Origin of the sequence: Methylovirgula sp. 4M-Z18, from assembly GCF_037890675.1 — a bacterium.
Taxonomy (GTDB): domain Bacteria; phylum Pseudomonadota; class Alphaproteobacteria; order Rhizobiales; family Beijerinckiaceae; genus 4M-Z18.
In genome coordinates this window covers 118,116-137,772 of record NZ_CP149575.1, presented here as the reverse complement: position 1 = coordinate 137,772, position 19,657 = coordinate 118,116, and the positions used below count along the sequence as shown (strand labels likewise).

The window sequence follows — 19,657 nt, the reverse complement described above, 5'->3', positions numbered from 1 at the left end:
GCCGTGGCCAAAGAAGCTGAAGCCTTAGACCCTGTTTTCAAGGGTTGCACTCGCCCAGCGATGTGGTGGGGAGTGCCGGTCGTCCCATTGGCTTGCACGGGCATGGGCTGGTTCGCGGTGTGCGCTCTTTCGCGCAACATGCTGCTCCTGTTCCTGCTTATTCCCGTCTACCTTCTCATGCGGTTGATCGTCCGGAACGACGATCAAAAATTCCGCCTTCTTTATCTCAAAGCGCGTTTCAGGGTCGGCGTCCGCAACACCAGTTTTTGGGGTGCCCACGCCTTCAATCCCATTGTTTTCAAAAAGCGGAAGACCCAATGAAAACGCGCTTCAAGGACCAGATCGATAATGACAGGTCGATCGCGGATTACATTCCCATCTCCAACCACGTGTCAGACGAAGTTCTGATCACGAAGGAGGGCGACTTGCTCCGGATCTGGCGTCTCGATGGGATCTCCTTCGAGACGGCCGATCTCGATGATTTGGTCATTCGCAAGAACCAGCTCAACACGCTCTTGCGATCGATCGCCAGCGACCACACAGCGGTGTGGTCGCACATCGTGCGGCGCCAGATCGCGGATCGCCTTGAGGCGAAATTCGGCAATGAATTCTGTCAGAATTACAATGAGAAATATTTCGACTCGTTCGCCGATTACCGGATGATGGCGAACGAGATTTATTTCACGATCATCTACCGTCCCGTTGTCGGCACACTCAACCGCCGCTTTGCGCGGTCACGTTCTCGCAGCATCGCTGAAATCCGCAAGGATTTGACCGACGCGATGACGACTTTCAAGGACATCTGTTTGCCAATCGAGGCGGGCTTACGGCGCTACGATCCGACCCCGCTTGGCGCTTACACCGATGAGAACGGCCACAAGTGCTCGGAGGCCATTTCTTTTCTGAATTATCTTGTCTCCGGCGTCTGGCAGAAAACGCGGCTGCCGGCGGCGCCGATCAACGAATATATCGGCAACGCGTGGCTATTCAGCGGCGTAGACACAATCGAAATCCGCCATCCGGCTGCTACTCGGTTTGCGCAAGGGATCGACCTCAAGGATTACGCGGCCTATACGGAACCCGGCATTCTGAACGCGTTGCTGTATCAGAATTTCGAGTTCATCGTCACCCAATCCCTCTCATTTTTCTCGAAGCCGGCCGCGCTGAAATATCTCGATAAGCAGCAAAAGCAGCTCTCGAATACGCAGGACGTATCGGTCACGCAGATCGAGGAAATGTCGGAGGCGATGGACCAGCTCACCCAAGGCGAGTTTGCCATGGGCGAGTACCATTTTTCCTTGCTTGTTTTCGGACCGACCACGGAACAGACATCGAAGAACCGCGCGACCGCCATCGCGGTTCTCATGGACATGGGCTTTATTCCAGCGCAGATCGTGACGGCCATTGATGCCGCGTTCTACGCCCAGATTCCTTGCAACTTCGCCTATCGTCCCCGGCTCGCCAACCTGACCACCCGAAACTTCGCGGGCCTCGCCGGATTTCACAATTTCATGGCTGGCAAGCGGGACAATAATCCGTGGGGGCAGGCCGTCACGCTGCTCAAAAGCCCATCGGGCCAGCCGCTCTATTTCAATTACCACTATTCGCGCGAGGACGATGACGCGACGGACCGCAAGGTCCTCGGGAACACGTTCATTATAGGTCAGTCCGGTTCTGGCAAGACGGTGCTGATGTCGCATCTCCTCATGCAGAGCCAGAAGTTTGCCAACAATCCGACCGGCTACACGGAAGTCTTTTTTGATAAGGATCACGGCGCGGAACTCATCATACGCAGGATCGGCGGCAAATATCTGTCGGTCAAGAACGGTAGGCCGACCGGCTTCAATCCGTTTCAAATGGAGGCGACCGAAGCCAATATCGCTTTCCTCGGCCAATTGATGCGTAAGCTGGCCGGGACGGCGCTGACGGCCAGCGACGACATCCGCCTCACCCAGGCCATCCGTTCCGTCATGCGCATGCCGAAGCCCGTGAGGCGGATCTCGGTTCTCTTGCAAAACCTGACCGAGGGCGTCACCCGCGAGGAACGGGAAAATTCCCTTGCCAAGCGCCTGTCGGCTTGGTGCTACGACGACGGTTCGGGGCGCGAAGGGTCCTTTGCCTGGGTCTTCGACTGCCCCGTTGATGCGATCGACTTCAATAGCCATTCGCACTACGGCTTCGACGGCACCGACTTCCTCGACAATGCCGCCGTTCGCACGCCGATATCGATGTACCTGCTGCATCGGATGGAAAGCGTGATCGACGGCCGCCGCTTCGTCTATCGCATGGACGAGGCATGGAAATGGATCGACGACCCCGCATTCGGCGAATTTGCCGGAAACAAACAACTCACTATCCGCAAGCAGAACGGCCTTGGCAACTTCGCCACCCAAATGCCCTCGAGCTTTCTCGAGTCCAAATTCGCGAGCCAATTGATCCAGCAGTGTGCCACCGAGATCTATCTGCCCAACCCGAAGGCCGACCGTGACGAATATGTCGGCGGGTTCAAGACCACCGAGGCCGAATTTAATCTCATCCGCAACCTGGCCGAAGACAGTCGCATGATGCTGGTCAAACACGGCCAGAAGTCCGCGATCGCCACGCTCAGCCTCAAAGGCTTCGACCAAGAGCTGGCCCTGATGTCGAGCAGCACCGACACGATCGAGCTGCTGCACGAAATCTTGAGCGAGGTTGGAGAAGACCCCGCCGTCTGGGAACCGATCTTTCACGAGCGCCGCAAGCACCTTTCCATCCGGAGGACCGCATGAGACACTTTAGAGCATTTGCCATCGCCGCTTTAGCCGCCACGTTCCTGTCGAGCCAAAGTGCGCGTGCCGTCGATGTCGTGATAGATCCGACCGCTATTAACACGTCGATCGCCCAGCAGGCGCAAACCATGCTCCAATGGGCGCAGCAGCTCCAAGGGATGATGAACCAGCTGCAGACCCTGCAAAGCCAGTTCCAGACGCTGCAAGCCACCTACGACTCGATGACCGGATCGCGCGGGTTCGGCCAGATCAATAGCAATCCGGCGCTCAACGATTATTTCCCGCAAAACTGGCAACAGACGTACCAGAACCTGCAGCAGACCGGCAATGGCCTTACCTCAACTGCCCAGACACTCTACGACACGGCAAAGATTTTTGACCGCTGCGCGTCGCAGACTGATTCTCAGGCGCAGACACTCTGTTACGCGCAGAGCAAGAAGTCCGCACAAGACCTCGATTTTGCCAACAACGCACTTTCCGTCGCGGGTCAGCGCTTGGACCAGATCCAAAGCCTGATGCAGCAAATCAACGCCACCAGCGACGTGAAAGGCGCGGCTGAGATGACGGCAAGGATTGGGGCCGAGCAGAATAGTCTGCAGGCCACCGATTCCAAGCTGAAGATGCAGATGTTCGCAGCGGACCAGAACGACAAAATCCTGCAAGAGCAGCAGGCGCAATATAACGCATCTGTCCTGTCTCGCACGGGTGGCATTCCCTCCACCGTGTCTTCCTTCGGCCAGTAACGTGGTTGTCGCAGCCTGATGCCATGGCCGCGGGAAGTCGCCCATCACGAGCGCCCCTCATGAATGTCACCCTGTTCTCGGACCTGTCGCAAAGCATTCAGAACGCCCTTACGACGATCGTGAATTCGCGCGCACAAGACATCATGACCCAGATCAATCCGATCGTTGTTGTGGCGCTGGCGCTTTATTTGACCATCTACGGATATATGATCCTTGGCGGGTTTGTGACTGCGCCCTTTCAGGATTTTATCAAGAAGGCGTTCATCGCCGCGATCGTTGGCGCGTTTGCCCTGAACTACACCTATTTCACACAGGTGTCGCAAACCTTGACGGACCTCCAAACCGGCATGGCGGCGGCCGTTACGGGCAACAGCAACGCCAACGGATTTTCGATGCTCGACACAACCTTGAACGATGGCTTCACCGTCATCCAAAAGTACATCGAAATGATGAAGGGTTTGGGTTGGCACGACTTCGGCCCCTACGTCGAGTATCTCTGCTGCATCTTTGTGACTGCAGTCGGCCTTATCGTTATCCTGATCCCCGGCGCGTATATGATCTTGATCGCGACGATCTTCCTTCAAGTTATGATCGCGCTCGGCCCGCTTTTCATTGCCTTTCTCCTCTGGCCCGCCACGGCGCGGTTCTTCGAAGCATGGTTGTCCCAGGTGATGACCTATATTTTCAAATATGCCGTCGTGTCGCTCATTCTGATGATCGCGGTGCAAATCTTCGACGACCACGTGAAAAAGGTCGACCCGTCTTCGTCAGACCAGAGCATATTTTTCCCGATCATCGAATTGCTCGCGCTCGCCTTTGGCCTGGCAAAGGTCATGCTTGAAGTGTCGAATGTGTCCGCACAATTGGCCGGCGGGATGTCCATCTCGGTCCTGAACGCCACCAGCATTCTCAATCCGGTTGGCAACCTCGTCAGAAATGTGAGTCGTGGAGGGCGCGGAGCCGCCGCAGGCGTCCAGGGGGCGAAGAAAGGGGTCCAGTGGGCCGCCAGCAAAATCAATCCCAACAAAGTGTGGAATCCGATGTTCCGCCAGGCCCAGAACCCGAACAGCACGAACTAGGACACACATATGGCCCTTTTCCGCAGGAAACTCGCACAGCCTCAGCCGACCGACCACTACGACGCCGCGCTCAACTGGGAATCGTCACGGATCTATCAGGTTCAGCGCTCCAATAGAACGGCTTGGCGCGTCACCGGCGTGGCGTGTTGCCTCACATTGATTTCGTGGGCAACGATCATGGTGATGATGCCGCTGAAACAGCGCGTGCCGTACCTTATCCGTGAGAATACCACAACGGGCGCGGTCGACGTCCTCGACACTTTGTCAGCCCCTGCCGAAACAACGTTTCAGGACACCCGCGACAAATACTGGCTTGCCCAATATGTCACCCACCGGGAGACCTACGACTGGTACACGCTGCAGACGGACTACAATTTCGTCGGCGCGACGTCGATGCCCAATGTCGCTGCCGAATACGGGCAACTTTTCATAGGCGACAAGGCGCTCGACAAGACGTTTCAGGATAAGGTGAAGGCGACGATCACGATCAATTCGGTTGTTCCCAACGGTAATTGGACCGGCACCGTCCGGTTCACGAAAGAGACAAAGCGCGTTGACGATCCGGGCCACGGCGCCGTCACCCATTGGGTGGCGACGGTCGGCTATGCCTATCAGAACCCGTCAACCATGAAGGAAAGCTTGCGGCTCATTAACCCCTTCGCCTTTCAGGTCACAACCTATCGCGTCGACCCGGAACTTTCGTCGAGCGCGCAGAATTGAGACAGCCCATGCGACATAGCTTTCTCTCGTGTCTTGTCTTAGTTGCTCTGACGCCGAGCGCGCATGCCGAGATATCGAACAGCCATATTCAATATTCCAATTATGACCCAAATCTGATTCCGACCCTGCATGCTTATCCGGGCATCGCCTCGGAGATCATTTTCAAGGGGGACGAAAACATCGTAGACGCCGCGAGCGGCTTTGGCTCCGGTTGGGAGCTCAGCCCGCGTGGCCATATCCTTTTCATCAAGCCCAAAACCGTTAAGAGCGCGGACAAGGAAACTGCTGCGATCCTGCCGACTCCGGATCAATGGGCGACCAATCTGCTGGTCACCACCGACAAGCATACCTATGCCTTCGACCTCAAATTGGTCGGTTCTCCGCAAGAGGCAACCTATGCACTCTACATCAAATATCCGGCCGAAGAGGCTGCCGCCGCCCGTGAGCTCGCCCGCCAGCGCGCCGCGGAGCGTAAGCTTGCCCAGCGGGCGCCGCCTCAGAATTGGAATTACAGCATGGCGGTCGGCGCCAATGCCGACAATATCCGGCCATCCTCTGCCTGGGACGACGGCCACTTTACCTATCTGCGCTTCCCCGGAAACGGCGATTTTCCGTCGGTCTTTCTGGTCGGCGCCGACGGTAAGGAGTCGATTATCGACCATCACGTCGAGGGCGACACCTTGGTCGTGCATCGCGTCGCGCGTGCCCTCATGCTGCGAAGCGGTGACAGCGCGGTTGGCGTCTACAACGAAGCCTTCGACGCCGTAGGAGTGCCGCCACAGGGCGGCTCGACCGTGCCCGACATCGCACGCACGTTCAAAAAGAAACTGCCCTTTGCGAACGGCCGACAGGAAACCACGGGTAAAGCCGTTGCTGCGCCCCCAAGTACATCCTCCGCGATGCCTGCCTTGCCGACGCCAGCCGCACCAGTACAGGGACAATGATCGACGATGAGCCAAGACAACGACACACTCGATGGCGCGATTCCGCCGGCGAACCCTTCGGTTTCGCTTGAAGGCGGTCGCGGGCGCTCGGCCCAAGGCCGGCAAGTCGTCGCATCGGTCTTTTTGATTGCCGCTCTCGGCGGCACGATCGCCGCTGGTTATTACCTCTTCTTCAAACGGAAGCCCGAGCAGGTGCAGGCGGCGGGCCAGGTCCGGAACGGCCTCGCCGCGCGCACGTTCCAGTTGCCTCCGCAAGCGCCTCCACCCGTCCCACCGCCACAGCAACCGCCTGCCGCGCCTCCCGTGCAAGCTGCAGCGTTGGCGTCGCAGGTCGTGCCCGTTACCGCGAGGCCAGTGCCCATCATCGTCGACAAATCCGCATCCGACATGATGGTGTCGGTTCCGAACCGGCCAGCCGCCGCGCCCGCAGACCAGCAAGCCGCCACGGAGGGCTCGCAGAGCGGGCTTGGCGCACTCTTGGTGTCCACGTCCACGCCTGGCCGTGCCGCACAGATGATTGGCAACCGGAATTTCATCCTTGCCAAAGGTTCGTTCATCAATTGCTCGCTCAATACCGCCATCAATTCGTCCGTCGCGGGCATGACCTCGTGCACCGTCACCAATGATGTCTTTTCCGATAACGGAAAATTTGTGCTGATCGAGCGTGGATCGACCCTGACGGGCGAATATCAAGCGAACCTTCATGTTGGGGACGAGCGGCTATTCGTGCTTTGGAATCGGATCAAAACCGCGACCGGCGTCGTCGTGTCTCTCGATTCTCCTGGCACTGACCGACTCGGCAACTCCGGCCTTCCCGGCTATGTCGACAATCACTATTTCAAGCGGTTTGGCGCGGCCGTGCTGCTGAGCATGTTCACGACCGGCGAGCAGATTGGCCAGAATGCCGTTCAGACCGCCATGCAGTCGAAGAACGGCAATAACACCAATAATACCACCAACATATCGACCGGCGCTCCGGATTCGCTGATCACGAATGCACTCAACGCTACGATCAACATCCCGCCGACCTTGACCAAGAACCAGGGCGACACGGTCGGCATCTTTGTTGCTCGCGATCTCGATTTTTCGACGGTCTACACTTCCAAAGCCTCCCCCTGGACCGTGCCGAGATGAAAACCAGCAAAGACACGTCCGTCCTGCACTTTCTGGAGCCTTTCACCGAATGGCTTGAGCAGCCGGACGTGACCGAGATCTGTTCCAATCGTGCCGACGAGGTTTTCGTTGAGCGCAACGGCAAGTGGGAGCGGCACGATGCGCCGATCACCTATGATCATATGCGGTCGCTAGGCACCGCCGTCGCCAAATTCTCATCCAACGAGTTCTCCGACACGCGTCCCGTTCTTTCGGCGATCTTGCCGAAGGGCCAACGCGTCCAGTTCGTCATGCCGCCCGCCTGTGAAGACGGCACCATCTCGATGACGATCCGCAAGCCGTCCTTCCTGTTGCGCGACATCGAGACTTATGTCGAGCAAGGCTTTTTCTCCAAGATCAGGCCGATTATCGCCGACCTCTCCGAGGAGGAAATGGAGCTCGTCGGCCTCTATGAGGGCAAGGACTATGCCCGCTTCCTGCAGCGGGCTGTCAGGGTTGGCAAAGTGATCGTGGTTGCCGGCGCGACCGGTTCGGGAAAGACCACATTCATGAAAGCCCTCATGCAGGAGATTCCGAAGTCCCAACGGTTGATCACGATCGAGGACGTGCCGGAATTGTTTTTGCCGAACCACCCAAATCACGTCCACCTGTTCTACCCGTCGGAAGCCAAGGAGGAAGAAAACGCTCCGATCACATCCGCTTCGCTCTTACGTTCCTGCATGCGTATGAAGCCGGATCGAATCCTTCTTGCCGAGCTTCGTGGCCCGGAAACCTATGATTTCGTCAATATCTGTGCGTCCGGACATGGCGGCAGCATCACCTCTGTCCACGCAGGTTCGGCGGAACTCGCGTTCGAGCGCCTCAGTCTCATGATGCTCCAGAACCGGCAGGGCCGCGCGATCCCCTACGAGGTGATCCGGCAGATGCTCTATTCCGTGATCGACATTGTCTTTCATATCCGCAGTGACGGAACCGAACGGCACATCACCGAAATCTGGTTCGATCCGGCGGTCAAGCGCCAGTCCGTTCGTCATTAGCGAGGCCTGGAGCGCCATGATCACCACCCTATTGTCACCTCAAACCGGTTCCAGCGAACTCGCCATTGGCATCGACCGCGCCAACGTGTGCCTGACCACAATGCGTGCCAAGCGATGAAGACGCTCCGCATTCTCTTCGTCGCGCTCACCGCTATCGTGGCGATGGTCGGCGTTGTCTACCTTTCCGGTGCGATCCTGCTCGCCTTATGGCATCGCAATCCCTTCACGGCCAACCTCACCACATGGTGGCAGTTTCACTCGGTTGCCGGCGACAATGTGATCGCCTGGAAGAGGCTTAAAATCTCGGCTGGCAGTTCGGCCCTCATCCTCGGCACGGTGCTCACGGCCGCCGTCGTCAAGGCGCTGCAAACCAACCGCGCGCTTTTCGGGGAGGCGAGGTTCGCAACGCCTGCCGAAGTCGAGCAGGCCGGGTTGCTCACGAATCGCAATGGCATTCTTGTCGGCAAGTATAGAGGCAAGCTACTGACATTCACTGGTCAGCAATTTCTCATGCTCGCAGCGCCGACCCGTTCGGGCAAGGGCGTCGGCATCGTCATTCCGAACCTTCTGAATTGGCCCGATTCGGTTGTCGCCCTCGACATCAAGCAAGAGAATTTCGACATCACCGCGGGTTTTAGGACGAAGCACGGCCAGCCGTGCTACCTCTTTAACCCGTTCGCCGAGGATATGCGGACCCACCGTTATAATCCGCTCTCCTATGTGCGTGATGGGCATTTCAGGATTGGCGACCTCTCCGCGATCGGCGAAGTCCTCTACCCCACGGAGGGCCGTGACAGCTTCTGGGAGGATCAAGCCAAAAACCTTTTCGTCGGACTAGGCCTCATGCTCTTTGAGACGCCATCCTTGCCAAAGACGATTGGCGAGCTATTGCGCCAATCTTCCGGCAAGGGCCAGCCGACGCACAAATACATTCAATCGATCATCGACGAGAGAAACTATGTCGTCGTCGGGGTCGACGCGAAGGGCAGGAAGCAACTTGCGTCGAAGCAATGGGCGCCCGAGAGCGGTGGGCTTCCGCCCCTTTCCGAGGCGTGCGTCGATGCCCTGAATCGTTTTCTGACCTCGTCGGATAATACGCGCTCAAGCATCCTTTCAACGTTCAACGCGCCGCTCGGCATCTGGGCGAACCCCATCGTCGATGCGGCCACCACTGAAAATGACTTCGACCTTCGTGACGTTCGCCGCCGCCGCATGTCGATTTATGTGGGGATCACTCCCAACTACCTCGCCGAAGCACGTCGCGTTATCGCCCTTCTCCTGTCGCAACTCATCAACCTCAATACCAAGGACCTTCCACAAAACGATCCAGATCTCAAATATCAGTGCCTCGTTCTGATGGATGAGTTTGCGTCCATTGGCCGTATTGGGATCGTCGCGCGCGCCATCTCTTACATGTCGGGATACAATATGCGCCTGGTCACCATCATCCAGTCGCCGGCGCAGCTTGAGGCGGAAATCCCGCTCGGCTACGGCCGCGAAGGCGCGGAAACGTTGCAGACGCAGCATGCCATGCGCGTCCTGTTCGCGCCACGCGAGCAAAAGGATGCCGAAGACTATTCCCGCATGCTTGGCGACGAAACCGTCAAATCCTCCTCCGTAAGCAGGCAGCGGGGCTCGTTCAACAGCGCGTCGGTGTCCGTGTCCGACCAGCGCCGCGCTCTGTTGCTCCCGCAGGAAATCAAGGAGATCGGTAAGCATCGTGAAATCATCACGCTCGAAAACACAAAACCGATCCTCTGCGACAAGATCGTCTATTACAATGATCCGGTGTTCAAGGACCGCCTGCTCGATCCGCCGCACGTGCAGGCGCTTGATGTCGATCTCCACCTTGCAAAGATCGAGCGCCGGACGAGGGTCATCACCCGCGAAGATCTTGAGCCGGCTGTGGCGACGGACGTAGCGGATGGTCCTGCCGCACCCAAACTCGCTCCGGCAAACCGCAAGAAGCTGTCCCTTGCCATGATTGATCGTTTTGCCGACATGCGGCCCCCAGCGAAAGGCGCGAGTCAGGCGGAGGCAAAGCAGTTTGCCGATGATTTCGTCGCCGCCATGTTCGCGAGCTAACCCATCCGCGCATCCTTAACAGAGGAGGGATCAAGCCATGAATGTTGAAACGCCGCGAGAGCTATTGGAAGGTATCCATTCCGCACTGCAACTCGTTCACAAGGACTTGGAGCGCGTCGCGGCTAGGTGTGTCGCCATCACCGACCTTTTCCTCGCGCTCCGCGCGGCCGAGGAGGCGAACAAGGGCCTGACTCTTTCGCGACCCGCACGCGTCGCTCCGCTAGAGCTTTTCCCACGGCTTGCCGACATCCCGTCGCTACCTGCACACCCCACGCAGCTCGATTACGAGCAATTCGCTGACGCGTTTGTAAACGCTTTATTCGACAGCCCCTCGGAGGTGCTGCAATGACCGATGATCAAGACAAGGATCACCCCGAAGCACAAGCGAAGGAGAAGTCGATCGCAGAGCGCCAGGCTGAGCAGATCCTCAAGGACGATATTGAAAATATCGTCCTTGAGGACACGCGCCTCAAGAACCTCGAACTCATGGCCGAACGCGATGCCCGCGATCCCAATATCTACGGGTCTCAATTGACGGTCGATGTCGCAAAACTGATGGCGCAGGATGCCCGCGTTCGGAGTTTGGCGGAGAAGAGCAGGGCGGATGCTGCTCGCCTCCGGCAGACAATTGATGACAAAGTACCACCGCTCAACGCCGACCACGACAGAGCGATGGCGGACACGGCTGATAGTTTAGAACGATACGATCGCCTCATGGAGGAGCAAGAGGCCCGCGACGAGGCGGCCAGGATCCTCGAAGAAGAAAGGCAGCGAGCGCTGCAAAACGCGCAGCGCCGCGAAGCGGCACGCAATGCGTTGACGATGCAATTCCTATACGAGCACAATACCGGTGCGTATTTCGATAAAAATTCGCGGGCGCTTATAATGAAGGAGATGGAGACATCGATTACCGCGCCACGGGATCATTCGCGTGACGGTGCCAAAGCCATTGTCCAGCTTGCGGAGGCCAAGGGGTGGCAAGCGATCGAGGTTAAAGGGACAAAAGACTTTCGCCGCGACGTGTGGATGCAGGCGAGCCTGAAGGGCATGCCCGTTCGCGGTTACGAGCCGACGGAAAAGGACAAAGCCGCGCTCGCGCGTGAAGTCGCCCGTAGCTCCGAAAATCAGATTCGTGAGGATCGCGCCGTGTCGCGCGACCAATCGATCGAAGATCGATTCACGGTCGCCAAGGATGTGATGGAGCTCTATCTAGAGACCAGAGTTCCGAATGCCGCCGACCGAGACACCATCCGCGCCGCCTTTCTGACGGCACTTGATGCAAAGCGGAAGGAAGGCAAGGTGCCTGAGATCAAGATGTTTGATCCCAAGGCACCAAAAGAACAGGACAGATCGGTTAGAGCGCCTGAGCAACGCCAAGAGCAGGAGCGCGGCCGTTGAAATACCAACTCACCATCTCCCTTGCTTTCGCCTCCACGCTTGCGGCCTGTGGACCACCGCCGCCACCAAGTGTTGATGCGAGCAAGCGCGTGCCGATTAATTCGCCCGCGACGCAGCAGAATATCGCCCTGGAATCGGGCCTCATCACGCGGCAATTGATCAATGGGGGCGATCGCCAAGGTCCGACGATCGATCAGGCGAATGCGCGCCTTCGCGCTCAGATCGCCTATCTCGACGATAAGCTGCACCGACACGGTGTTGCTTATGACCAGACCATTTTTATTCCGATCAAAGATGGAACTATCGCGCCTGACAAAGGTTTGCAGACGCAGCTTACCTCGTCGCTCAACGTCTCACGCGCCATTGAGATCACGGCATCGTCAGCCCAGCTCGGCGAGGACACGAAGAATTATCTCGTGCAAAATGGTGCGCCGCCGACGGCTGTCACGGTGACGGTATCGGATTTCTCGCCAAACTATGTTGGCGTGATGCTCACCTATTTTTAACGCGGAAAGGACCGACCAGCCATGCTGCGTGACATCTTCCTAAAAACCTTTGGCGGCTTTGCCTTGCAGTATTATCTGCGACACTTGCTTTTCGGTCTCATCTTTCCCGCCTGCGCCTATTTCCTCTTTCACCCGCAGGACAGAACTATCGGCCTATACATGTTCCTGACCGTCACGACCCTGCTTTATCCCTATTCGCGTTTCGTCTACGAAAGCATTATGGCCTATCTGCTCGGCAGCAACGTCTTTTTCGTTAGTGCGTTCATTGTCTCTATCGGCAAACTCTTCACCATGTTCTTTTGCTGGGCGCTCTCGCCTGTCGTGGCGCCGTTTGGGCTCGCATACCTTTATTATTATCACAGTAAGCAGGAGCACACGACGAACAGCGCTTCGAGCAATTCAATCGAACAAGGTTGACCTTGAAGCATGATCCGTCGCGCCCTTCCGATCATCGCCATATTGTTGCAATCGTCTCTTACGTTTGCCCGGTCACACACGCCGACCGTTCCACCGCCAACGCTCGGCCAGGAAGTCGCGCGTGTCGTCGTTGAAGCAGGTGCGCAAGCGATCGCCGACAAGCTCAGTCGCCCCGCGATTCCCCCTGACGCCGAGATCGAGGTCGCGTTCTCACCGGTCCCACAGGGCCGAGCGCTTCGGCTTGTCCAAAAGGCCATTAGTTCGGCAACTGCTACGATCCATATGGCCGCTTACACGTTTACGTCAAAGCCTGTCGCCGATGCCTTGATCCGTGCAGCTGCGCGTGGCGTGCGGGTCTATGTGGTTCTCGATGCCAAAGCGAATTCGCCGTACGACGACAAGAGCAAGATCGCCTATCTGCGTGATGCCGGCGTCAATGTCTGCGCCAATAGCCGCTACCCGGTCATGCACAACAAATTCGCCATCATTGATGGCAAGCATGTCGAAACCGGAAGCTTCAATTACTCCTATGCGGCCGAGGCGAGGAATGCAGAAAACGTGATTGTCGTCTGGAATATGCCGGATCTTGCCGCCAAGTACGACCAGCAATTCGAGCTGCTTGCGTCGCAATGCGATTAAAGAAGGTGCATTGACATGGTCAAACGAGAACCGCGGTTCTACGGTGTTACTACAGCCTTTTGGAGAAATCGTATATGTCGCGCGTTCTTTGCATCGCTATGTTGAGCGGGGCCGTCGCCGCCTGCCAATCAACCGAACGTCCATATGATCGGGCAACCTCTGGCGTTAAGATCGAAGGCATCGGCATCCGGCAACCAAGCCCGCCCGCGTGCGGCCGAGGCAATTTAATCGTCACTGAGGCGGGTAAGATTTGGTGTAACCAGGCTTCCAATTAGTTCTCTCAGGGGCCGTTATAAATGCAGCAACTTCAGAACCATCTTAACCGCCGCGGTTTCTGTGCATAGCTGCCAACGTAAAATCTTTTGGTGCAGGCTGGTGTTTCGGTGCCGATTGAATTCTGGGCGGTGTCGCTTGTGGGCTACTGGCGGAGGCGTTTGAAGACGCGGAACCACGTGTTGTACTCGTCGCTTTTGTTTTCAAACCAGGCGTCGAGCGTGCAATAAGCCACTGCGGTCGACGCTTCGTCGCCGAAGAACTCTCGCGCATAATCCGCCATCTTTTCTTCGATCTCATTAGGGCTTGCTGAGGCGGCGGAGTGACTGAGCAAGGTGGCCGTACTTTTGCGGGATTTGCGCATTGACTTTCTCCCTCGCGTCTCGCGCATGAGTGCTGGCAGCGATGAGGCGGTATTGCGACAGCGCAGCGACCACAATACGCCGACGCGATCGGAGATGGGTGAAGATTAAGCAAAATTTGCGAAAAAGATTTGTGAAGCGCGCGGCTGGACTGCCCCTTGTTGGGCACGATGCGAGCCCAAAACGCAATACCTAGATCTTGCGATATGCACCGGAATGAATTTGCTTCAGCCTATTGGCATCGACTAGTCACCCCGCAATCAGGGTCCAGAGGATCAAACGGCACAGCTAACGCGAGGCCCATTTATGTCCATGAACCATCCGACCGCTTCCCAACTGACGCGCCGTACTGCGCTTGCGCAGTTTCTCATCGCAATCGGGAATGCAAACTGTCCGCCTGCGACAGCGCCGTCGATGGAGTCAGGCAGGGATTGTGTGATCGTTGCATGGTGTGCGTGGCATGAAGCGCACGAGCGCACCATCGCTTTGTGCTGTGAACAGCAACGCCTTGAGGCTGAACTGATGCGCCTCGTAGGGTTTCCCCGTGAACCTAATTTGGGTGCGCACTGGGCGCGCTGGAGAGCCGAAGATCGCCGGCTCGGTTACTCTGCCGCCCGGCAGGCCGAGGCAGGAGCGGCGAAACAAGAAGATCGGCTTGCACGCCGGTTGTTCTCGATCGAGTCCGCTTCTTTTGCCGGCGTCGTTGCAAAAATCCACGCGCTGCTTGAGCGAGAAACGCCCGGCCCATCGGACGATGAGTCGCCCTGGCCGGAGCTACGGTGGATTCACGCTGATCTATCTCGGTTGGCCGGAAAGAAGGTTCCTTTTGTATCGTAGTGACCCCAGGCCGTCCGGCGACTCGCGTGTTTGTGAATCCAGTTCGCGTTTCCTGGAGCGAGTTCGCGGAACCTCGCACTGCGGGCTCGTTGCATTGAAGCTGACGGCGGGGGCTTAAGTTACAAAGAGTGCGGTTTCGGCTCTGGAGCTGGGTGAGTGAGTACACAAAATCTAATGCCTCACAAGGGGTGTCGGGTGCGCGTTCAATTTGGGGTGTTGCCTAACCGATTTTGCCCCGTTTGTTGCTTTTCATCGCACGTTGAATCGCAACAATCTTGTGTATTGTTGCAACCGCGAAGGGCTGTGGCTCGGTATTCCGCTTTTATCTCATGGCCATTACCGGCAAGCTTCCAGGCCAAGGTGGCGCCGATATTTCCTGCGCCGATAATTCCAGTTCTCATTGGATGTCCTTTCGTGATCGCGTGATGGAGCACAAAATGCAGCTCGGTCGGAGGGAGGCGGGCAAAGGCCACTCCCCCCGGCTGAAGGCTCCTATTCGGCAGCGAATGCGGTCGGCCGTTCTACTTCCGCTACCGCGCTCTCATGGGGCTTGTCGGCGGTTGGCCTGATCCGGAACCAGGTTGTGTAAAGCGCCGGGAGGAAAAGCAGGATCAGCACCGTGCCGATTGCCGTGCCCCCTATCAGCGTATAGGCCATCGACCCCCAGAAAACGGAGTGCGTTAGAGGAATGAACGCCAGCACGGCAGCAAGTGCGGTCAGGATTACCGGCCTTGTGCGCTGCACCGTGGCCTCGATGACGGCATGATAATCGTCGAGACCAGCCGCACGGTTCTCCTTGATTTGCTCGGTCAGGATTAGCGTATTGCGCATGAGGATTCCGGCCAAGCCGATAAGGCCCAGGATAGCATTGAATCCAAAGGGCTGGTTGAAGATGAGCAGCGCCGGAACGACGCCGACAAGGCCGAGAGGCGCCGTCAGCATGACCATAGCCATCATCGAGAAGGATCGCACCTGCAACATGATGAAGATCAGCGTGGCGGCGATCATGGCCGGGAAGACCTTGCCCAACGCGGTGTTGGCCTTGGCCGCCTCCTCGATCGATCCGCCCATTTCGATACGATAGCCGGCTGGAAGGGATGCGATCAGCGGTTGAAAAGCTGTCATGATTTCTTTTGAGACCTCCGGAGGCTGGGTCACCTCGTTGATGTCAGAGCGGATCGTGATGACGGGCGTCCGATCGCGGCGCTTCAGGATCGGCTCTTCCAGATGGATTTCCGAATGGCCGATCTGGTCGAGAGGAATCTGTCGGCCGCCCCGGCTCATCAGCGAGAAATCCGCCAGGCGCGTCGGATCCAGCCTCTCAGCCCCAGCGCTGCGTGCCACGACAGGGACGTTGCGGATGTCCTCACGGACCTGCGTGACGGGAATGCCGGTGAGGAGGAACTGCAGCTGCTGGTCCACCTCCGCCGGCGAGAGGCCGATGAGGCTCAGCCGATCCTGGTCGGGCATGAAGCGAAGCACGGGCGTGCGGTTGCCCCAGTCGCGGTTGGCCTGCCGCACGTCTGGGACGCTCCGCATAATGTCGAGAGCTTTTTCGGAAATGCTGTAGAGTTGCGCGGGATCGGGACCCATGACCCGGAACTCGACCGGGAACGGCGTATAGGGGCCGAACACGAGCTGCGTGACACGGACACTCGCCTCGGGGGCTATTCCCTCCGCCACCGCTTCCCGGAGTCTATGCTTCAGAACCTCGCGCGCCTCCGCGTCTGGAGTGAGGACGACGATCTTGGCGAAGGCAGGGTCAGGCAGTTCCGGCGCCATCGCGAAGAAGAAGCGGGGAGCGCCCTGACCGACATAGCTTGTGACGATCTTGGCTTCGGGCTGGCCTTCCAGCCAGTGCTCAAGCCTTTCAACCGTGGCCGTCGTGGTTTCGATGCTGGTGCCTTCAGGCAGGCGAACCTCAACCAGGACTTCGGGACGGTCGGATGTCGGGAAAAACTGCTGTTTGACGGCGCCCATCCCGACGACGGCCAGGGCGAACGTTATGCCGACGATGCCGCAAGTCACGAATTTGTGGCGCACGGCAAAGGTGATGAGCCCTCGCAGGCGTCGATAGTTCGGCGTGTCATAAATCGCGTGGGTGCCGCCTTCAATCGGCTTGATCTCCGGCAGCATCTTGACGCCGAGATAAGGCGTGAACACGACTGCGACGATCCAGGAGATGATGAGCGCAAAGCCTACGACCCAGAAGATATTGCCGGCATATTCACCTGCCGTAGAGCGCGCAAAGCCCACGGGCAGGAACCCGGCGATCGTTACGAGCGTTCCCGAGAGCATCGGCGCTGCAGTGTGGCTCCACGCATAGGCCGCGGCCTTGATGCGGTCCATGCCTTCTTCCATCTTCACGACCATCACCTCAATTGCGATGATGGCATCGTCGACGAGAAGACCTAGTGCCAGGATAAGAGCACCCAGCGTGATACGGTCGAAGAAACGCCCTGTTTCCAGCATGATCAGAAACACGACAGCGAGCGTCAAAGGGACAGCGGCGGCCACCACGATGCCGACGCGCCAGCCCAAGCTGAGCAGACTCACCAGCAGCACCACGCCGAGCGCCATGGCGAACTTCATCATGAATTCATCGACCGCCGAGGCGATGTTGACCGCCTGGTCCGTCACCTTGTCGAGCGTCATGCCGAGCGGCAACGTCTGTGCGATGGCTGCTGTTCTTTCCTCAAGCGCCTTTCCGAGCGCGAGGCCATTCCAACCCTCCTGCATGACTGCGGCGAGCATGATAGTTGGCTCGCCTTGGCGACGGATGAGGTAGGTTGGCGGATCCTCGTAGCCCCGGCGAATATCTGCGATGTCGGAGAGCTTCAGTGTCCGTCCTGCTGCAACGATCGGCGTGTCGGCGATCGCCTGAACGCTGTTATAAGCACCGTCGATTCGGATGAAGACCTGCGGCCCCTTTGTGTCGATCGAGCCCGCCGGCGTAACCGCGTTCTGCCGCTGCAAGGCGGCAGCGATGTCCTGTGCCGACACGCCGAGCGTTGCCAGCTTAGCGTAGGAGAACTCGACGAAAATCTGTTCGGGACGTTCGCCGAGAATGTTTATCTTCTTTACGCCGGGTACGTGCAGGAGATCTTGGCGGATCACCTCGGCCTGTCTAGCAAGTTCGCGCATTGGCATGCCCTTCGCTTTCAGGGCATAGAGGGCGAAACTCACATCCGAATATTCGTCGTTGACGAACGGGCCGTAAACGCCGGATGGCAGGTTGCGAGCTTCATCTCCGAGTTTCTTTCGAGCTTGATAGAACTCTTCCTGCACCGCGGACGGGGGCGTGCTGTCCTTCAGTGTGACCGTCATATACGCATAGCCCGGTCGCGTGGTCGTCTCCACCCGGTCGTACCAAGTCAGTTCCTGAAGTCGTTTTTCCAGAGGCTCAGCGACGAGATCCTGCATTTCGCGTGCCGTGGCACCCGGCCATACCATTGTGACAGTTAGCGTTTTGATAGTGAAGTTGGGATCTTCTGCCCGACCGAGCATGAAGAATGCGTAGGCACCGGCGGCAACCAGCAAGAGGATTGAAAATAGGGTGACGGCGCGTTCACGAACTGCGATTGCGGAAAGGTTGAAGCTCATCACTGGCCTCTGCTTTCGGAGGCAGTCCTGACGCGAGCGCCTTCTTGCAGGAGATGCGCGCCGAGTGAGACAACCGGATCACCGGAGTCCAGCCCAGAGACCACAGCAGTTTCGCTGTTGACACGGACAAGGCCGATTGGCCGGAAGTGTACGGTCGAGGTTGCACGATCCAGGAGCCAGACGCCGGTCTTTTCTCCATCATCAAGCACCGCTCCTAGCGGCACCTGAAGTTCCGGTTGGCTTGTCTCATTTCCAAGCCGAATGGTTACTGTCGCGCCAAGCGGCGCCGTTGCGCCCTCGCCATCGAGTACATAGCGAGCCTCGTAGGTGCGTGTCTGGGCATCGGCGGAATCCGATAGCTGCCGGAGACGTGCCGTATAACGCTCATTGCTCCCATACACACTGGCCTCGGCAACCGAGCCGATCGCCGGCCGAATTATCTCGGGAAGCGCGACAACCGCTTCGCGAGAGCCAGCCTGAGCAAGCCGAATGACAGTTTGGCCAGCGGAGACGACTTGCCCCGGTTCGCCAAGCGTTTCGATCACCGTGCCATCGGCATCCGCAACGAGGATGGAATAGGTTGCTTCGTTCTCGGCCACCTGCGCTTCTGCTTCCGCGGCGGCGAGTTGGGCCGTTGCGGTATCGAGTGCAGCCTTCGCCTGCTCGTAGCGTTGTGGGGTTGCCGCCAATCCATTCTTCACAAGGGCTGCATAACGCTTCTCGTCCGCACTTGCCTGAACCAGCACGGCGCGTGCTGCGGCGACAGCATTGCGTTTCGCCACGAGCGTAAGTCGAAGGTCGGTTTCGTCGATGCGCAGCAGAGGCTGGCCGGCTTTGACTTGCTGGCCGGCATTCACAAGCCGTTCTATGATCTTACCCGGCACACGAAAACCGAGATTGCTCTCGACCTTCGCCCCGACGATGCCCGTAAAACGACGCTCGGAATCGGTGGCCCGCCCTGCCATTGCCAGCTGAACCAGCGGTGTTTCTTGCCTCGGATCGCCTCCCGCCATGGCTCCCGGTGCGCGAGCGGCGAGTAAGGTGAAGGCGACTAAGCCTGATATCGCGATCAAGCCGAGCCCCAGCATAATAGCGGGCTTTTTTTTCATACCCATGGCCTCTTAAAAATAGAT

The 19,657-nt window shown here is 58.0% G+C and carries 18 protein-coding genes and 1 pseudogene; 15 read left to right on the top strand and 4 right to left on the bottom strand.

The window, feature by feature from the left end:
• Positions 1-3: 3 nt before the first annotated feature.
• The 14 genes from V9T28_RS23110 to V9T28_RS23045 all read left to right on the top strand — a co-directional run bounded on the left by V9T28_RS23110 (position 4) and on the right by V9T28_RS23045 (position 13,449).
• Positions 4-321 (top strand): type IV secretion system protein VirB3, encoded by a 318-nt coding sequence (locus tag V9T28_RS23110; protein WP_245424190.1) that lies wholly within the window; start codon positions 4-6, stop codon positions 319-321.
• Positions 318-2,768, top strand: a complete 2,451-nt coding sequence (locus V9T28_RS23105; protein WP_116402046.1) for a VirB4 family type IV secretion/conjugal transfer ATPase — start codon at positions 318-320, stop codon at positions 2,766-2,768. Before V9T28_RS23110 ends, V9T28_RS23105 begins: the two co-directional genes overlap by 4 nt.
• Positions 2,765-3,511 (top strand): type IV secretion system protein, encoded by a 747-nt coding sequence (locus V9T28_RS23100; RefSeq protein WP_116402047.1) that lies wholly within the window; start codon positions 2,765-2,767, stop codon positions 3,509-3,511. Before V9T28_RS23105 ends, V9T28_RS23100 begins: the two co-directional genes overlap by 4 nt.
• 59 nt (positions 3,512-3,570) lie before the next feature.
• Positions 3,571-4,590, top strand: a complete 1,020-nt coding sequence (locus V9T28_RS23095) for a type IV secretion system protein (protein ID WP_158554867.1) — start codon at positions 3,571-3,573, stop codon at positions 4,588-4,590.
• Between the two features lie 9 nt (positions 4,591-4,599).
• Complete coding sequence (locus V9T28_RS23090; protein WP_116402049.1) at positions 4,600-5,310, top strand: virB8 family protein; 711 nt, start codon at positions 4,600-4,602, stop codon at positions 5,308-5,310.
• Positions 5,311-5,318: 8 nt separating this feature from the next.
• Positions 5,319-6,254 carry a TrbG/VirB9 family P-type conjugative transfer protein gene (locus V9T28_RS23085; RefSeq protein WP_116402050.1) on the top strand — a complete coding sequence of 312 codons (936 nt, stop codon included), beginning with the start codon at positions 5,319-5,321 and terminating at the stop codon, positions 6,252-6,254.
• A gap of 6 nt (positions 6,255-6,260) precedes the next feature.
• Positions 6,261-7,388 carry a type IV secretion system protein VirB10 gene (virB10, locus tag V9T28_RS23080; protein ID WP_116402051.1) on the top strand — a complete coding sequence of 376 codons (1,128 nt, stop codon included), beginning with the start codon at positions 6,261-6,263 and terminating at the stop codon, positions 7,386-7,388.
• A complete protein-coding gene (gene virB11 / locus V9T28_RS23075; protein WP_116402052.1) occupies positions 7,385-8,404 on the top strand; it encodes a P-type DNA transfer ATPase VirB11 in 1,020 nt (339 codons plus the stop codon). Before virB10 ends, virB11 begins: the two co-directional genes overlap by 4 nt.
• A 114-nt stretch (positions 8,405-8,518) precedes the next feature.
• Positions 8,519-10,489, top strand: a complete 1,971-nt coding sequence (locus V9T28_RS23070) for a type IV secretory system conjugative DNA transfer family protein (protein WP_199500215.1) — start codon at positions 8,519-8,521, stop codon at positions 10,487-10,489.
• 37 nt (positions 10,490-10,526) lie between these two features.
• Positions 10,527-10,838: a hypothetical protein gene (locus V9T28_RS23065; protein WP_116402053.1), complete on the top strand. Its 312-nt coding sequence runs from the start codon at positions 10,527-10,529 to the stop codon at positions 10,836-10,838.
• A complete protein-coding gene (locus V9T28_RS23060; RefSeq protein ID WP_116402054.1) occupies positions 10,835-11,887 on the top strand; it encodes an LPD7 domain-containing protein in 1,053 nt (350 codons plus the stop codon). The genes V9T28_RS23065 and V9T28_RS23060 overlap by 4 nt, the downstream gene beginning before the upstream one ends.
• Positions 11,884-12,393: a hypothetical protein gene (locus tag V9T28_RS23055; protein WP_116402055.1), complete on the top strand. Its 510-nt coding sequence runs from the start codon at positions 11,884-11,886 to the stop codon at positions 12,391-12,393. Before V9T28_RS23060 ends, V9T28_RS23055 begins: the two co-directional genes overlap by 4 nt.
• Before the next feature lie 21 nt (positions 12,394-12,414).
• Positions 12,415-12,810: a hypothetical protein gene (locus V9T28_RS23050; protein ID WP_116402056.1), complete on the top strand. Its 396-nt coding sequence runs from the start codon at positions 12,415-12,417 to the stop codon at positions 12,808-12,810.
• Between the two features lie 9 nt (positions 12,811-12,819).
• The gene (locus V9T28_RS23045) at positions 12,820-13,449 is read left to right on the top strand and encodes a phospholipase D family nuclease (RefSeq protein WP_116402057.1); all 630 of its coding nucleotides are present in this window, start codon (positions 12,820-12,822) and stop codon (positions 13,447-13,449) included.
• Positions 13,450-13,867: 418 nt separating this feature from the next.
• Here V9T28_RS23045 and V9T28_RS23040 read toward each other — a convergent pair whose 3' ends face one another.
• On the bottom strand, positions 13,868-14,086 hold the full coding sequence (locus V9T28_RS23040; RefSeq protein WP_116402058.1) for a hypothetical protein: 219 nt from the start codon (positions 14,084-14,086) through the stop codon (positions 13,868-13,870).
• Positions 14,087-14,390: 304 nt separating this feature from the next.
• Between V9T28_RS23040 and V9T28_RS23035 the strand changes: the two genes are divergently transcribed.
• Positions 14,391-14,921, top strand: coding sequence for a hypothetical protein (locus V9T28_RS23035; RefSeq protein ID WP_147306488.1), 531 nt, complete (start codon positions 14,391-14,393; stop codon positions 14,919-14,921).
• Positions 14,922-15,241: 320 nt separating this feature from the next.
• Here V9T28_RS23035 and V9T28_RS23030 read toward each other — a convergent pair.
• The 3 genes and pseudogenes from V9T28_RS23030 to V9T28_RS23020 form a co-directional block, all read right to left on the bottom strand.
• Positions 15,242-15,322 (bottom strand): annotated as a pseudogene (locus V9T28_RS23030) (NAD(P)-binding domain-containing protein); the annotation flags it as partial.
• Positions 15,323-15,413: 91 nt separating this feature from the next.
• Positions 15,414-18,524, bottom strand: a complete 3,111-nt coding sequence (locus V9T28_RS23025; RefSeq protein ID WP_116402059.1) for an efflux RND transporter permease subunit — start codon at positions 18,522-18,524, stop codon at positions 15,414-15,416.
• Positions 18,524-19,633 (bottom strand): efflux RND transporter periplasmic adaptor subunit, encoded by a 1,110-nt coding sequence (locus V9T28_RS23020; RefSeq protein ID WP_116402060.1) that lies wholly within the window; start codon positions 19,631-19,633, stop codon positions 18,524-18,526. Before V9T28_RS23020 ends, V9T28_RS23025 begins: the two co-directional genes overlap by 1 nt.
• Positions 19,634-19,657 lie beyond the last annotated feature (24 nt).

Bases quoted from the DNA above. Each gene is read 5' to 3' on its own strand.
- V9T28_RS23060 (WP_116402054.1), top strand. From the start codon at position 10,835: ATGACCGATGATCAAGACAAGGATCACCCCGAAGCACAAGCGAAGGAG.
- V9T28_RS23090 (WP_116402049.1), top strand. From the start codon at position 4,600: ATGGCCCTTTTCCGCAGGAAACTCGCACAGCCTCAGCCGACCGACCAC.
- V9T28_RS23085 (WP_116402050.1), top strand. From the start codon at position 5,319: ATGCGACATAGCTTTCTCTCGTGTCTTGTCTTAGTTGCTCTGACGCCG.
- V9T28_RS23045 (WP_116402057.1), top strand. From the start codon at position 12,820: ATGATCCGTCGCGCCCTTCCGATCATCGCCATATTGTTGCAATCGTCT.
- V9T28_RS23050 (WP_116402056.1), top strand. From the start codon at position 12,415: ATGCTGCGTGACATCTTCCTAAAAACCTTTGGCGGCTTTGCCTTGCAG.
- V9T28_RS23020 (WP_116402060.1), bottom strand. From the start codon at position 19,633: ATGAAAAAAAAGCCCGCTATTATGCTGGGGCTCGGCTTGATCGCGATA.
- virB10 (WP_116402051.1), top strand. From the start codon at position 6,261: ATGAGCCAAGACAACGACACACTCGATGGCGCGATTCCGCCGGCGAAC.
- V9T28_RS23065 (WP_116402053.1), top strand. From the start codon at position 10,527: ATGAATGTTGAAACGCCGCGAGAGCTATTGGAAGGTATCCATTCCGCA.
- virB11 (WP_116402052.1), top strand. From the start codon at position 7,385: ATGAAAACCAGCAAAGACACGTCCGTCCTGCACTTTCTGGAGCCTTTC.
- V9T28_RS23105 (WP_116402046.1), top strand. From the start codon at position 318: ATGAAAACGCGCTTCAAGGACCAGATCGATAATGACAGGTCGATCGCG.
- V9T28_RS23095 (WP_158554867.1), top strand. From the start codon at position 3,571: ATGAATGTCACCCTGTTCTCGGACCTGTCGCAAAGCATTCAGAACGCC.
- V9T28_RS23025 (WP_116402059.1), bottom strand. From the start codon at position 18,524: ATGAGCTTCAACCTTTCCGCAATCGCAGTTCGTGAACGCGCCGTCACC.
- V9T28_RS23070 (WP_199500215.1), top strand. From the start codon at position 8,519: ATGAAGACGCTCCGCATTCTCTTCGTCGCGCTCACCGCTATCGTGGCG.
- V9T28_RS23100 (WP_116402047.1), top strand. From the start codon at position 2,765: ATGAGACACTTTAGAGCATTTGCCATCGCCGCTTTAGCCGCCACGTTC.
- V9T28_RS23040 (WP_116402058.1), bottom strand. From the start codon at position 14,086: ATGCGCAAATCCCGCAAAAGTACGGCCACCTTGCTCAGTCACTCCGCC.
- V9T28_RS23035 (WP_147306488.1), top strand. From the start codon at position 14,391: ATGTCCATGAACCATCCGACCGCTTCCCAACTGACGCGCCGTACTGCG.